The organism is Bradyrhizobium sp. USDA 372 (assembly GCF_053629095.1).
This window is the reverse complement of sequence record NZ_JBRJHR010000001.1, coordinates 3,620,486-3,635,053: the sequence shown is the minus strand read 5'-3', so window position 1 is coordinate 3,635,053 and position 14,568 is coordinate 3,620,486. Positions and strand designations below refer to the sequence as shown.

Here is a 14,568-nt window from a genome sequence, read left to right as displayed (position 1 = left end):
TCGTTACGCAGCGTCACGCCTTCGTGACGGAGCCTATCGCTTTGCAGAGCACGGTGCCGGCTCCGCCATCGGTGCGCTCCCTCCCCCGCTTTGTTCAGACCGAGGAGATGGTGGACGGGTGTTCGGAGACATCGTGGACACTTTCGAGGCTCCCGTCGAGAGGCCGGATGTCGACGGTTGCAATCGTCTGAGTTCTGAAGACGACGTCGAAGACGCCATCCTGTGTGGTTGGCCGGAACGCGACGGTTTTGCCGCGGAACGCCTTGGGGACTTTGATGTTGCGGCCGAGGAAGTTGACGTGTCCGCCTTGTTGGACCCGACGCACGGCATCGCCTGGTGCATATTCGAAGGGCGCGACGGTCTCGACATAGTCGCGCGGGCTCGGCTGGTAACGGCTGGCCGGCACGGCAAGCTCGAGCGCGTCGTGCGGCCGCTGCGTGTTGTAGATGGTGCGCCATCGCTCGAAAGCACGCTGGGCGGCGGCGATATCGGCGAACGGCGGGGCGGACAAGACTTCGGCCTTGAGGCTGCGATGGAAGCGTTCGTCCTTGCCCATGGTTTGCGGATGATAAGGCCGCGAATGGCTGATCTTGACGCCATGCTCGATCAACCAGACCCCGAGAGGGGTGAACGGGCTGCCTGGTCCATCGCCCCATGGCGAGCCGTTGTCGGTGATCAGCCTCTCGGGCAGGCCGTAGCGGCGGAAAGCCGCAATGAGATGCCCCTGAACTGTCTCGGTGCGTTCGTTGGTGCACGCCGCGAGTGCAACTGAGAAACGCGAGTGATCGTCGAGCACGGTCAGTGGATGAAGCCGGCCAGTGTGCATGGCCACGTGGCCCTTGAAGTCCATTTGCCACAACTCGTTCGGCCGCGATCGTTCGAAACGGGTCAAGGCAGGCGAGCCGCCGCCGAATTTGCCCAGTTCCACCCCATGTCGCCTCAGGATCGCCGTGACCGTCGACGGGGCCGGAACGGCTTCCTGTCCTAGATCCTTCAGCCGCCTGGCAATCTTCCGCCCGCCCCAGACCGGATGCTCGGCTCTCACCGAAAGCACGGCCCTCTCGATCGCCGCGGCGGTGCGTGCCGGCGACGTCTGAGGTCGCCGCGGCTGCTCCACAAGTCCAGCCGCCCCGTCGAGCCGCCAACGCTCCAGCCACTTGTAGCCCGTCGTCGGACTGATCCCGAAGCGACGGCACAGCTGCCGAACATTGCTGCCCTCTTCTGAGGCCAACATCACAAACTCCAATCTTGCGTCCATCCGGGACACCTCGCGGAACGGCATCCGACAGCCTCCTTGCTTCGCTGTCGAAAGTGTCCACGATGTCTCCGAACACCCGTCCACCATCTCCTCGGTCTGAACACGCTTGCGGGGGAGGGCAGGGGAGAGGGTGTCTCCACAACGGGACACTCCCGCAGAGGAAAGAACCCTCACCCGCCGCGCCGGGCGATGCTGCGCATCGCCCGGGCGCGTCGGCCTCTCCCGCAAGCGGGAGAGGCGGGGCCTGCAGCTGCCGCCGCGGGCCCCAAATACAAAACGACCCGGACGGGGCATCGTCCGGGTCGTTGGAGGTCTTGGGAGGTTTAACGAAACCGTATGGGAGCTTTATAGAGGGGAAGTTTTTCCGCCTGATGTTGTCGTTTGTTTCAATTGTTTCATCGGCGGTAACGCTTCCGTGTCCGGGAATAGGGCCAACATTGATGTCCTATCCCCTTGAAATCATTGCGCTTACGCGGCGAAACGGTCGACGCCGGCGCCCTTAAGCAAATCGGCGAGTTGCTTGCGGGCATAGAACATCCGCGTCTTCACCGTGCTCTGGGGGATGCCGATGATCTGGCCGACCTCCTCCACCGACTTCTCGTGGTAGTAGACGAGGTTGATGATCTCGCGGTGCGCCGGCGACAGCTTCTGCACGCAGGCGCGCAGGATGGCGCTGGTGTCGCTGCGGTCGAGTGAGGTCTCCGGCGTGTCGCAATCATCAGGAATCTGGCGCACGTCTTCCTGATCGATGTCCTCGAAGCGGCGCTGGCGCATTGCGGTCAGCGCCTTGAAGCGGGCGATCGAGAGCAGCCAGGTGGACACCTGCGAGCGGCCCTGGAACTGGCCGGCGGTCCGCCACACGTCCAGAAACACCTGGCTGACCAGATCTTCCGCCGTGGTGGCGTCGCGCACGATGCGCAGGATGAAGCGGTACACCCGCACATTGTGCCGGCAATAAAGGATGTGCATGGCCGTCCGGTTGCCGCCGGCAATGCTTTCGAGGAGCATGTCGTCCGAGGTCGCCTGAGCGGCAATGATGCTCTGGCTGGCTTGGGCGTTGATGGCAATGACGTTCGGCATGGACTTGGCTCCCCGTAGCGCCGCAACCGAGCGGCGTTTCCTTGGGTCAAAGTGTTAATCAGCCAACGTTTCGGGACGTCTGCACGAAAAGCGGAAAATGGTTTCGTGCGCCGTCAAATTGTTTCGTAGCAACCGCCGCGACGAAACATTCGAGGCAAAAAACCGTGTGATTTCAATGTACGGAAAATACGGGGGTAGGTTATCGGACGCGGACAGTGACGCCGCGGAACGAATCCCGGGGGATTGCGTTTGGTGGCCCGATGCCCAGCACCGTGGTCGCAGGGGCTTGATCGGGTCAAAAGGGGTATCTTGCGGGCGCTGGCTCTGCGGCCTGAATGCCCGACGGGGAGTGGCGCCGATGCCACTTGCTCCGTCATTGCGAGCGCAGCGAAGCAATCCAGACTGTCTCCGCGGAGGGATTCTGGATTGCTTCGCTGCGCTCGCAATGACGATGTGGAGGCCGCTCGCCCTTACGCCTTCTCGCCCTGCGGCGAGAACAGATAGCCGCCGCCGCGGATGGTGCGGATCACGGCGGGCTTGGCCGGGTCGGGCTCGATCTTGCGGCGGATGCGCATGATGCGCAGATCGACCGCGCGGTCGAAGGCTTCGGCATCGCGGGCGTTGGCAAGCTCGAGCAGGCGCTCGCGCGACAGCACGCGCTTCGGGTTGGCCGCGAACACCTTCAAGAGCCCGAACTCGGACGCCGTCAGCGGATGCTCGTTGCCCTCGTCGTCGCGCAAGGCCTGCGCTTCGAGGTCGAGCCATTTGGTGCCGAAGCGCACCAGCTGCTCCTTGTCCGACTTCGCCGCCGGCGCGTCCGCCACCTTGGCCGGCCCGCTCCGCCGCAGCACCGAGCGGATGCGCGCCATCAATTCGCGCAGCTCGCAGGGCTTTGCGACGTAATCGTCGGCGCCGAGCTCGAGGCCGACGACGCGGTCGATCGGGCTCGCCGTCGCGGTCAGCATGATCACGGGCACGTTGATGCGGCTCTTGAGGTCGCGGATGATCGAGAGCCCGTCTTCCTCGGGCATGTTGAGGTCGAGCACGACGAGATCGGGCATGCTGCCCTGGATCGCGGCGCGCAAGGATTTGCCGCCGTCGCACAGCGTCACGGTGAAGCCGTGCATCTTGAGGTAATCGCCGACCATCTCCCGGGCCGGGGCCTCGTCGTCGACGATCATGATGTGCTGGCTTTGAGTCATGGTCTTTGCATCATGGTATTTCGGTCGCGGGGAGGGTGATGGTGAAGGTCGAGCCCTTGCCGGGGCCTTCGCTCTCGGCGGTCACCTCGCCGCCGTGCATGTCGATGATACGCTTGACGATGGACAGACCAAGTCCCGTCGAGCTCTCGCCGGCGGTCGGTTTGGCCGACAGCCGCTGGAACCGGCCGAACAGGCGGCCGAGATCCTCCGGCGACAGGCCGGCGCCCTCGTCGCTGACACGGACCATGGTGTCGCTGCCCTCGTGGATGACGGCCACCTCGATCTTGCCGCCGATCGGCGAGTATTTGATGGCGTTGCTGATGAGATTGTCGATCGCCTCGCGGATGCGGTCGGTGTCGCACATGGTGACGATGTTGGCCGGCGCCGTGACGCTGATCGCCTGCTGCTTGTTGACGGCGAGCGGCTGGTTGGCCTCGGCGACCTCCTTGACCAGGGCGGCGACGTCGACCGGCTCGCGGCGGATGGTGATGTCGAAGGCATCCGCCATCGCATCCGAGATCAAATGATCGACCATCGTGGTCAGGCGCTTGGTGGCGTCGCGGATGTGGTCGACCTGGGCGACCACGCCGCTTTCCGAGGCTCCGGTCGAGATCAACTCCTTCAGCATCTCGGTGCGGCCGAGAATGACGCCGAGCGGGTTCTTCAGGTCGTGCGCGACGGTGCCCAGAATCTCGTTCTTGAAGCCGTTGGCGCGTTGCAGCCGCAGCCATTGCGCCGAGAGCCGGCGGTTGGCCTGCATCAGCGCGCGGGTGCGCTGGGCGACGCGGTCCTCGAGCTGGGTGTTGGCGTCCTGCAGCTGCTGATAGAGGATGACGTTGTCGAAGGCGATCGAGAGCCGGCTCGAGAAGATCTCGACCAGCGAGCGGTCGGTCTCCGACAGCTCGCGCTCGGCCTGCAGCAGCACCACGACCTCGCGCCCCGATCCGGTGCGCAAATAGATCACGCTGCGATGGTCGGCGAACTCGTTCTTGCGGCGCTGGAACGCGGCCTCCACCATCTCGCGCAGCTCGGGGTCGAGCGCCTTCGACGACGTGGTGCCGATGAAGCGGCTGTAGCAGCCGCTGCCGGCGAGCACGGAGAGCTCGGGATCGTTGCCGCCATTGTCGCGCAGCACGAGGATGCCGGCGCAATCGACGTTGAGCAGCGAAGCGAGCTGGGTCAGGACGCCCTCGGCGAGCCGCTGCATCGACTTGAAGTCGTACAGCGTGGATGCGGCGTCGATGATGATCTCCAGCCCGCGTCGCGTCTGCACCATGCGCTCGAGCTGCTGATAGGAGCGCAGCGCCGCGGTCAGCGAGGTGAACAGCTTGTCGGCGGTGAGCTCGGTCTTGGCCTTGTAGTCGTTGATGTCGTACTGCACGATCACGCGCCGCTCCGGCGCCTGGCCGGGCTGGCCGGTGCGCAGGATGATGCGCACGGTTTCGTTCCGGATCTCGTTGCGGATGAACTCGACCAGCTCGAGGCCGGCGACGTCGGTCTCCATGATGACGTCGAGCAGCACGGCGGCGACGTCGCGGTGCTCGGCCATCAGCTTGCGGCCTTCCGCCGCGGAATAGGCCGACAGGATCTCCAGGCTCTGGCCGTTCAGGCTGTAGTCCGACAGCGCAAAACGCGTGCCGTCATGCACGGCCGGATCGTCATCGATGACGGCGATCTTCCATTTCCGGGCGTTGCTATCCTCCGACGCGGTACCGGTATCGTCGATCAGGTGGAGGACATCGTCCTGTTCGGCCATTGAGAAGATCCGTCACTTTCTGTGCTTTGCGCGCCGCCCTTGGCGACGCGGGGCATGATAATGCGAAAAGTAGTGCCTTGTCCCAGCTTGGATTCCAGCATCATGCGGCCGCCGAGCTGCTGGGTGACGAGGTTATAGACGATATGAAGGCCAAGTCCCGTGCCGCCTTCATTGCGCCGGGTGGTAAAGAAAGGGTCAAAGGCCTGGCGCTGCACGTCGGGGGTCATGCCGGCCCCGTCGTCGGAGAAGCTGATCTCGATGTCCTCGGTCCCGCGCGGCCGCGCCGAGATCGCGATCCGGCCGGCGCGGCCGTCGGCGAAGGCGTGGTTGGCGGCGTTGAGGAAGAGGTTGGTCAGGATCTGGCCGTAGGAGCCGGGATAGCCGTCGAGCAGCAGCCCCTCGGGCACGTCGACCTCCAGCGTGATCGGCGAGCGCTTCAGCACGGGCTTGAGGCTGGCGATGATCTGGTCGGTGGCTTCGCTCAGGGAGAACTGCCGCCGCTCGGCATGGGAACGGTCGACCGCGACCTGCTTGAACGACTGGATCAGCTCGCCGGCGCGCTGGAGATTGGCGACGAGCTGCTGCGAGGCGTCGCGCGAGGATTGCACGAACTCCTCCAGCTGCGAGCGGCGCAGGCCGCCGTCGCCCTTGAGCTGGGCTTCGAAGATTTCGGTGCGCCGGGCAAAGCTCGAGGCCACCGTCAGGCTGATGCCGATCGGGTTGTTGACCTCGTGCGCGACGCCGGCAACGAGACCGCCGAGCGCGGCCAGCCGCTCGGCGTCGATCAGGTTCTGCTGCGCGGCGTTGAGCTCGAGCAGGGCGCTCTCGGCCTTCTCCTTCGAGGCGCGCAGCTCGTCCTCGGTCCGGCGCTTGGCGATCGCGTTCTCGCGGAACACCTCCACCGCGCGCGCCATGGCGCCGACCTCGTCGCGCGCCTTGGTGCCCTGCACCTCGCGGTCGAGATCGCCGAGCGTGATCGCGCGCATCGCCGTCATGATCTGCTGCAGCGGCAGGCGGATCGACAGCGCGATCAAGACGCCCGCGGTGAGGATGATGCCGAGGAAGATCACCGCGATCGACAGCACGCGCCGTGAGATGTCCGCCAGCGTGCGGTCGAACGTCTCCTGCGCCTTCTGCTCGCGCTGGCGCATCTTGGTCGAGAGGTCGTCGATGGCGCCGATCGCCTCGGCCTGGCTGGCGTCGATGGTGTTGCGCAGGAGCTCGGTGCGGCTCGCAAGCTGCTCGGAGAGTTTTGCGAAGCCCTCGCGCAGCGCGGCGGTGCGGGCGCCGAGCCGCTGCAGCGCCATCCTCTGCAGGTCGTTGTCGGCGAGATCGATCATGACCGGGATGGTCCGCTCGATCGTCTCGGTGTTGCGGCGTGCGTCGTCGGCGGCGCCCGAGGACTGCGACAGATAATAGGAATTGGCCGCGACCAGCATCGCGGTGAAAGCCTCGCGGGATTTGCCGAGCGAGGGCCAGATCAGCGCGTCGCGATGGCCGGTGGCGCCCTCGATGATGGAGTAGAGCCCGGCCATGTCCCTGGCCGGGCCCTGCACCTGCTCTTCATAAGTCTTGGCGATCGTGGCCTGCACGCTGCGCAGCTCGCCGAAGCCGTTGAGGAAGCGGTCGGTGGTGCGCTCCAGCTCCTCGACCGAGCCCGACAGCATCGGGTCCTTGGCGGCGCGACCCGTCAGCGTGCCCAGCACCGCCTCGCGCAGCAACAGGATCTCGGCGAACAGGTCCGGGCTCGGCTGGTTGATGTAGCGGTGGATCAGGTTCTGCAGCCGTCCGGTCTCGCTTTCAAGCAGCGCCAGGATCCGGTCGGACTCGCGCACCTGGCGCACGTCGTCCCAGGCCGAACCGAGCACCTGCGCGCCGTTCCAGATCATCGCCACCAGCACCACGACCACGGCGGAGTTCAGCGCGGCGATCGACAGGATGCGCCAGCGGATCGGCACCGCCCGCAGCAGGCCGACGATGCGCGCGCGCAGCTGCCCGATCGGGCCGGGCGACTTGTCTGCGTGTTCGCTATGTCCAAGCGCAGCCAACAGGCCTCACTCCACCTTGCGAATGCGTTCGATCAGCGCGGCCGCCGCGGGGTCGCGTTCGGCCTTGGCATAGATTGCGGCCATCGCCTCCTCGAACGGCTTGCGGTCGATGTCCTTGACGATGGTCACGCCGGCTTCCTGCGCCTTGCGCTGCGACTGGTCCTCGAGGTCGCGCCACTTCTCGCGCATGAACCGGCTGGAGCGCTGCGCGGCCTCCTTGAAGATTGTCTGCTCCTCTGCCGACAGGCTCTTCCAGGCCTTCAGCGAGATCACCAGCACTTCCGGGCTCATCGTGTGCTCGGTGAGCGAGTAATAGCCGGCATGCTTGTAATGGTCCGTGGTCACGAAGGATGGCCAATTGTTCTCGGCGCCGTCGATCAGATGGTTGGCAAGCCCGGTGAGCACCTGCCCGTAGGGCAGCTCGACCGGCTCGGCGCCGAGCGCGCGCATCATCTGGCTCATCAACTCCGACTGCTGCACCCGGATCCGCAATCCCTTGAGGTCCGCGATGGTCTTCACCGGGCGGACCCCGTTGTAGATCGACCGCGCGCCCGAATCGTAGAAGGCGAGCCCGACGAAGCCGTAGGGCTCGAAGCTGCCGAGGATCTCGCTGCCGACAGGTCCGTCCAGCACCTTCTGCATGTGCTCGATGGACCGGAACAGGAACGGCATCGCCAGCACGTTCATGGCCGGGACGAAATTGCCGATCAGCGCCACGTTGGTCCGGTTGAGGTCGATCGCACCGGCCCGGGTCTGCTCGATGGTCTCCTTTTCCTCCCCGAGCTGGCGGGAGTGGAACACCTTGATCTCGTGCCGGCCGCCGGTGCGCTCGGCGATCAGGGCGCCCATGTAGCGCAGCGCCTGGACGGTCGGGTAATTCTCGGTCTGGGTATCGGCGGCGCGAAATTCGCGCGCAACAGCGCCCGTCGCGCACATGCTCGACGAGACTGCGGCAAGCAGAAGCGCAACGAAGACCACCCCGGTCCGCGAGAGTTCGGCACGGCTCAACACTGGCACACTCAACCCCTCAGTGGTGGAGTCTATGGCGGAAGGAAAAGGTTCAATGCAATCTAAAGCGTTTTCAAGCGAAGTGGATACCGGTTCGCGTAAAGAAAACGCGTCAAATTAAGGTCTAGAGACCCGTTCCGATCGGAACGGGGCTCTAGCAGATGGTTAAGGGAAGGCCATCCCGCCTGGTTCCGCAAGACCGATTGTGCGGCGCGGCCGGCGTTCATTCCCGGTTGAAACCGGCTATGTCGCGCCTTAAGCAGGGCAGCCGGCCTTCGCCGTGCGTTCCGGGAAGAGCCATCGTGAGGTCAGCCTTGCGCCTTTTGCAGCTCGTCGCCGCCTTTGCGGCCCTCTCATTGGCCGCCCCTGCGCGGGCCGCCACCGAGATCGCGTGGTGGCACGCCATGTCCGGCGAGCTCGGCCGGCAGCTGGAAAAGCTCGCCGCCGACTTCAATGCCTCGCAATCCGGCTACCGCATCGTGCCCGTCTACAAGGGCAATTATACCGAGACGGTGACGGCCGCGATCTTCGCCTTCCGCTCGCGCAGCCAGCCCGCCATCGTCCAGGTCAACGAGGTCGCCACCGCCACCATGACCGCGGCCAAGGGCGCGATCTATCCGGTGTTCAGCCTGATGCGGGACCAGGGCGAGCCGTTCTCGCTCAATGATTACCTCCCCGCGGTCTCCGGCTACTACACCGATGCGGCCGGCAATCTATTGTCCTTCCCGTTCAATTCCTCGACGCCGATCCTCTATTACAACAAGACCATGTTCCGCGACGCGGGCCTCGATCCCGAGGTACCGCCGAAGACCTGGCCGGAACTAGGCGCGGCGGCGAAGCGCCTGCGCGACCGCGGTGCTCCCTGCGGCTTCACCACGTCCTGGCCGTCCTGGATCCATGTCGAGAATTTCTCCGCCTTCCATAACCTCGCCGTGGCGAGCCGGGCGAATGGCTTCGCCGGGCTGGATGCGGAATTGACCATCAACAATCCGACGCTGGTGCATCACGTCGCCGCGCTCAGCGAGTGGCAGAAGAGCAAGCTGTTCGACTACAGCGGCCGCGGCCAGTCGGCCGAGCCGCGCTTCCAGAAGGGCGAGTGCGGCATCTTCATCGGCTCCTCGGCGACGCGCGCCGACATCAAGGCCAATTCGAAGTTCGAGATCGGCTATGGCATGATGCCCTATTGGCCCGACGTGAAGGGCGCGCCGCAGAACTCGATCATCGGCGGCGCCACGCTGTGGGTGCTGCGCGACCGTCCGCGCGAGGAATACAAGGGCGTGGCGCGGTTCTTCGCCTATCTGTCCCAGCCCGGCGTGCAGGCCGCCTGGCACCAGAACACCGGCTATCTGCCGGTGACCCGCGCCGCCTTCGAGCTGACGCGCGCGCAAGGCTTCTACGAGCGCAATCCCGGCTCGGCGATCTCGTTCGAGCAGATCACGCTCAATCCGCCGACCGAGAACTCCAAGGGCATCCGGCTCGGCTCCTTCGTCCTGATCCGCGGCGTGATCGAGGACGAGCTCGAGCAGGCCTTCGCCGGCCAAAAGAGCGCGCAATCAGCGCTCGATTCCGCCGTCGAGCGCGGCAACAAGCTGCTCCGCCAGTTCGAGCGGGCGAGCCCCGAGCGGTAGGGGTGTGTCGCGATTGGATATCGCTATAGCCGCAAGCGAGATGCGCTCCCTCCCCCGCTTGCGAGGGAGGGCTGGGGAGAGGGTGTCTCCACAACGGGACAATCCCCTAGAGGAGAGAGCTCCCACCCGACGCTTCGCGTCGACCTCCCCCGCAAGCGGGAGAGGTTGCACCGCCTGCTTGGTTCGCACTGAATCCATCAAACTTGTATCGATGACCGAGTGCAGATGACCACCGCCTCATTGCAACAGCTGCCTCACCTCGTCGACGCCGCAAGCTTCCGCACCTTTCGCTCCGCGTTCCTGCAATGGCTGCCAATCGGCCTCGACATCGCGCGCGGCCATGGGCTCGATGCCGGCTCACCGCATGTATTTGCGACCGGCACCAATCTCGTGGTCGGCCTCGGCGACAAGCTGATCCTGAAAATCTTCCCGCCGCTGCTCGCAGCCCAATTCGTCTCGGAGCGCGCCTCGCTGACGCAGCTCGCCGGCCGCCTCGAGCTGCCGATCCCCGAGATTGTCGCGGACGGGATGCGCGACGGCTGGCCCTATCTCGTCATGACGCGTCTTGCCGGCACGCTCGGCTCGGAGGTCTGGCCCTCACTGCCGGAGCCGCAGAAGGAGCGGCTGCTGCGCCAGATCGGCGAAACCATCGCTTCCGTGCAGCGCGTTCCGCTCGGAGAGCTCGCGTCCATCGGGCCGCGCTGGGACGCATTCATGCGCGCCCAGATGCAGGGCTGCCGCGCGCGGCACACGCGTCTCGGCCTCGCACCAAAATTCCTTGCCGGTCTCGACGACCTCCTGCGCGATGCCGCGAAGCTGATCCCGGTGGACGCGCCGCCGGTGATCCTGATCGGCGAATACATCCCCGAGAACTTTCTGCTCGCCTGCGATGACGGCCAATGGTCGCTCGCAGGTCTGTTCGATTTCGGCGACGTGCTCGCGGGATGGCGCGACTACGATCTGCTCGGCCCCAGCGCCTTCATGGCGGCGGGCCGGCCGGGACGGGTGAAGAGCCTGCTCGAAGGCTTTGGCTATACGACGCTGGATTTCACCCTCAAGCGCCGCCTGATGGCCCTGATGCTGCTGCACCGCGCCAGCGACCTCAACAGCCACATCTGCATCGAGGACTGGCAGGAGAGGGCGGATGATTTGGTCGAGCTGCAGGAATTGATTTGGGCGGAGTGAGTCCGCGGGGCGCCGCACGGCTCCCCTGGCGCGTCCGCCGCTAGCCCTTGGACTGGATTAGCTGGGCCGCCTTGGTCAAGACCCCGACAATGGCGCCGAGTCCGGAGCCGTGACCAGCGGTGGCCTGCTTGACCAGACTGGCGAAGACGGAGCGACACTGAGAGATTGCTGAGAGCGCCTGAGCCTTGTTGCTCGCGGCGCGCAGCTGCGAGGCCGCGGTCTGGAGCGCGCTGCGTGCCTCCGGAGGATCCCACTTGTTGAGCGTCCCGCTCATGCGATCCAGGACACCTGCCACGCAGTCGTAGAGCACCTTGCCGGCGGTGGCGCTGCACGATTGCAGGCCGGCACTGCCGACGGCGGCGGCCGCGGAGGCTCCACCTCCGGCGTAGGCAGGGCCTGCCGCCGGCACGGCAGCTCCAACCAACAGCAATACCAAGATGGTGCGAAGGCGTGCCTTCGTCGAACTGATCAGGTCATGGCCGCTGGCCATCATTGTGGTCCTTCTCTGTGTTCTATCCCTTGTCCTATCCTGTCAGTCCTATCCCTTGGCCTGGATCATTCGCGCCGCTCGCGCCAACACGCCCGCTATCGACGCAAGGCCATCGTCGCCCCATCCGGGCACCATCATCTTACCGCCGGGCGTCGCTTTCACCTGCCGCAGCGCGCCTGCGATGGCGGCCTGGCATTGCGTGATGGCGGAGAGCGCCTGCGCCTTGCTGCTCGCAGCGCGCAACTGGCTGGCGGCCGTCAAGAGCGCACGTTGAGTCTCCCCGACTCTGATCGAATTGACGTCGTTGGCCATGCGCTCGAGCACGTCAGCGACGCAATTGTAGAGAGCCTTGCCTTGGCTGGCGTTGCAGGCCGAGAGGCCGGAATTGGCGGTGGTCGCCGCAGCATTCAGCACGGTGGAAGCGGATGCGTCCCGGTTAGGGATCAGCACGGCCAGAATCGCCAGCATGACCAGCGCCAGCATGCGCGTACCGGTCTGTCGGAGGCCCCTGCGGGCTCCGGAGATCAGTGTCGTCATGAAAGTCCCCCTTATCGCGGTGCCGTTGGGGTCACCGCGTTGCCGACCGTGAATTCGCACGGCACCGTCGTCAGTCTCGGTTCACCCTTAAGCGCGAACAAATGCTCCCACTGTGATCTGCGGCACACGACACCGCCCGGCGCGTCCTCGACGATCACGACGGCATAGAGCCGGTCGCGCTTCTGGAACGCCTTGATGCTGGTGTCTTCGGGAAAGGTTTGCAGCAGCGTCAGCACGCCATGGCCGCTATCGGCATCGGCCGCGATGCCGGCGATTCCCGAGATGGTGCGCCATTTGCCGCCCTCGGTGGTCGCGCCGATGAACGTGCCTTCGGTCACGGTGTTCTGCAGGATTTTCTGCTTGAGGAATTCGGGGCCGAGTTCGTTGCTCTGGCGCAGCCGGTTCTTCAGACTCGGCGAGTAGAAGATCTTGTCGGTGCCGCCCTGAAACACGATGGTTGTGCCTTCGGGGCCGCCCGCGATCAGGTTCTGGAATTCGCGTCCGCTCAGCACGCCGGCCGATCCCGGCAGCACTTGAAGGGTGAACAGCACCCCGGCCGCGATGAATCGCAGGGTGGATCGGGAGGGATTTGGGCGCGGCATGGACGGCAAAAAATGCTTCCTGAAAAGTTCAATTCTAGATAGACACGGCCTCCTCGTCGAGAGCAGCCCTCCCGATTGTCGGTGCAAATCTCCCCACGTCTCCGCTGCGCGCCGGTCACCCCGTCGGGGAGGGGTAGCGGGGAGTGAAGGAGCGGTGGCCATCCCACGCGCCCGGCATGACAGCGTGACATCAATTGCGTAACGTTGATGGGACATGCAGGTGTGCTGGTAATGCGAATAACTGCTCTAGCGATGATCCTGGCTGCGACGATCATTGTCCCGGTCGCAAGTGCCGTCTGCGCCGCGCCACAGACGCGAAAACCGGTCGCCGATTCGGCGCCGCGGATCGCGCTGGTGATCGGCAACGCGCGTTATGCAAAACTCGGCACGCTTGCCAATCCCGTAAACGATGCGCAGTTGATGGCGGAGCGATTGCGGCAGACCGGCTTCGATGTCAACTTGGTCGCCGACCGCGACCTGAAGAGCCTTTCGCAGGACGTCGAGGAGTTTGCGCAGAAGGTGAAGGCCCGCGGTCCTTCGACCGTTGCCGTGCTCTATTACGCCGGTCATGGCGTCGAGAGTGACGGCGTCAACTACCTCGTGCCCGTCAATGCCGACATCAAGCGACGGGCCGACATCGTGCCGCAATCGCTTCCTGTCAAACGCCTTGCCGATCGCCTCGCCGCTTCCGGCAATGCGCTCAACATCCTCATCGTCGATGCCTGCCGCGACAATCCTTTTCCGCCTGGCGTTTCCGGCAGCGCGACGCTCGGCCTGGTGCCGATGGGCGCGGTATTTGGAGTCTTCATCGCCTCGGCGACCGGCTCTGGAAAGGTCGCCTTCGACGGCGAGGACGGTCACAGCCCTTATACGAAGGCGTTGGCGGACGCGATAACCGTGCCCGGCGAGCGTCTGGAAGACGTGTTCAAGAGCGTGCGCCGCCAGGTGCGGCTTTCGACCGGCGAGCAGCAGATCCCCTGGGAATCCACCTCGCTCGAGCTCGACTTCTTCTTCGTGCCGCCGCCGCCTCCGCCGAGCCAGGCCGCGCAGTTGCTCACCGCGGCGAAGGAGACCGGCAATGTCGCGCTCTATGATCTCCTGATCGATCGCTTTCCGGCAAGCCCCGAGGCCAACGATGCGCGCGCCGCAGCCGCCGAGCTGAGGAAGGGTACTGCCGCCAAGGCCCCCGCGGCCGCATCCTCTGCCTCGCTGGTGCTCGATCGCGCGCGGCAGACGCGGACGCCCGAGGCCTATGATCTCGTCGCCGCGCTGTTTCCGGATACACCAGAGGCAGATGAGGCGCGGGCCGCGGCCTCGCGCCTGCGCGAGATCACCGTGCTCGACAGCGCGGGGCCGACCTATGAAGGCCGCGAGCTGGTGCAGCTGATCCAGGCCCAACTGGTGCGGCTTGATTGCTTCGGCGGTGAGCAGGGCGGGATATTCGACGCCGCGACGATCCAGGGCCTGCGCCGAGCCTCGCAACTCTCCGACGAGCACTTCCTCTGGTATCGGCCAACCATGGCCGCGCTGCGCGCACTCAAGAAGGTGGATGGCAAGGACGGCTGCGCCGGACGGAAGACGGTCGCGGCGCCACGCTGCCTGCGGGTCAATAATGAGGATTTTTGCCAGTAGCTCATCGAATGAGCTCTCATCGAGTATGATCTATTTATTAGGCAAATACGCCTCTTTGTATGCAATGTCGGCGGTCTCCACGGCGGTCGTTTGGTCCCTGGAATCAATTTTTCATTAGTAATCTCAACCGCTAATGCATAAG

Annotated in this window: 12 protein-coding genes; 3 read left to right on the top strand and 9 right to left on the bottom strand. The window is 65.1% G+C overall.

What is annotated here, in order from left to right:
• Nucleotides 1-94 precede the first annotated feature (94 nt).
• From AB7M16_RS17260 to AB7M16_RS17235, 6 genes are all read right to left on the bottom strand, one after another.
• Nucleotides 95-1,282 carry an IS481 family transposase gene (locus AB7M16_RS17260; protein ID WP_453944204.1) on the bottom strand — a complete coding sequence of 396 codons (1,188 nt, stop codon included), beginning with the start codon at nucleotides 1,280-1,282 and terminating at the stop codon, nucleotides 95-97.
• A 444-nt stretch (nucleotides 1,283-1,726) separates the two neighbouring features.
• Nucleotides 1,727-2,338 carry a sigma-70 family RNA polymerase sigma factor gene (locus tag AB7M16_RS17255; protein WP_172786185.1) on the bottom strand — a complete coding sequence of 204 codons (612 nt, stop codon included), beginning with the start codon at nucleotides 2,336-2,338 and terminating at the stop codon, nucleotides 1,727-1,729.
• Between the two features lie 470 nt (nucleotides 2,339-2,808).
• Entirely contained in the window at nucleotides 2,809-3,540 is a 732-nt protein-coding gene (locus tag AB7M16_RS17250; protein WP_439364883.1) for a response regulator, read from the bottom strand.
• A gap of 10 nt (nucleotides 3,541-3,550) precedes the next feature.
• A complete protein-coding gene (locus tag AB7M16_RS17245; RefSeq protein ID WP_271502507.1) occupies nucleotides 3,551-5,296 on the bottom strand; it encodes an ATP-binding response regulator in 1,746 nt (581 codons plus the stop codon).
• The gene (locus AB7M16_RS17240; RefSeq protein WP_246570900.1) at nucleotides 5,266-7,344 is read right to left on the bottom strand and encodes a sensor histidine kinase; all 2,079 of its coding nucleotides are present in this window, start codon (nucleotides 7,342-7,344) and stop codon (nucleotides 5,266-5,268) included. The genes AB7M16_RS17245 and AB7M16_RS17240 overlap by 31 nt, the downstream gene beginning before the upstream one ends.
• A 6-nt stretch (nucleotides 7,345-7,350) precedes the next feature.
• On the bottom strand, nucleotides 7,351-8,361 hold the full coding sequence (locus tag AB7M16_RS17235; RefSeq protein WP_212255976.1) for a TRAP transporter substrate-binding protein: 1,011 nt from the start codon (nucleotides 8,359-8,361) through the stop codon (nucleotides 7,351-7,353).
• Between the two features lie 236 nt (nucleotides 8,362-8,597).
• On the opposite strand from AB7M16_RS17235, the gene ugpB reads away from it, so the two are divergent.
• The gene (gene ugpB, locus AB7M16_RS17230; protein ID WP_453944611.1) at nucleotides 8,598-9,980 is read left to right on the top strand and encodes a sn-glycerol-3-phosphate ABC transporter substrate-binding protein UgpB; all 1,383 of its coding nucleotides are present in this window, start codon (nucleotides 8,598-8,600) and stop codon (nucleotides 9,978-9,980) included.
• A 225-nt stretch (nucleotides 9,981-10,205) separates the two neighbouring features.
• The gene (locus tag AB7M16_RS17225) at nucleotides 10,206-11,165 is read left to right on the top strand and encodes an aminoglycoside phosphotransferase family protein (protein ID WP_453944610.1); all 960 of its coding nucleotides are present in this window, start codon (nucleotides 10,206-10,208) and stop codon (nucleotides 11,163-11,165) included.
• Nucleotides 11,166-11,205: 40 nt separating this feature from the next.
• Here the strand turns inward: AB7M16_RS17225 and AB7M16_RS17220 are convergent, their stop codons facing one another.
• From AB7M16_RS17220 to AB7M16_RS17210, 3 genes are all read right to left on the bottom strand, one after another.
• Nucleotides 11,206-11,658 carry a hypothetical protein gene (locus tag AB7M16_RS17220; RefSeq protein WP_453944609.1) on the bottom strand — a complete coding sequence of 151 codons (453 nt, stop codon included), beginning with the start codon at nucleotides 11,656-11,658 and terminating at the stop codon, nucleotides 11,206-11,208.
• A 45-nt stretch (nucleotides 11,659-11,703) separates the two neighbouring features.
• Nucleotides 11,704-12,138, bottom strand: a complete 435-nt coding sequence (locus AB7M16_RS17215) for a hypothetical protein (protein WP_453944608.1) — start codon at nucleotides 12,136-12,138, stop codon at nucleotides 11,704-11,706.
• A gap of 65 nt (nucleotides 12,139-12,203) precedes the next feature.
• Nucleotides 12,204-12,743 carry a hypothetical protein gene (locus tag AB7M16_RS17210; protein ID WP_172786179.1) on the bottom strand — a complete coding sequence of 180 codons (540 nt, stop codon included), beginning with the start codon at nucleotides 12,741-12,743 and terminating at the stop codon, nucleotides 12,204-12,206.
• 282 nt (nucleotides 12,744-13,025) lie between these two features.
• On the opposite strand from AB7M16_RS17210, the gene AB7M16_RS17205 reads away from it, so the two are divergent.
• Nucleotides 13,026-14,426: a caspase family protein gene (locus AB7M16_RS17205; RefSeq protein ID WP_453944607.1), complete on the top strand. Its 1,401-nt coding sequence runs from the start codon at nucleotides 13,026-13,028 to the stop codon at nucleotides 14,424-14,426.
• The last annotated feature ends 142 nt before the right edge of the window (nucleotides 14,427-14,568 follow it).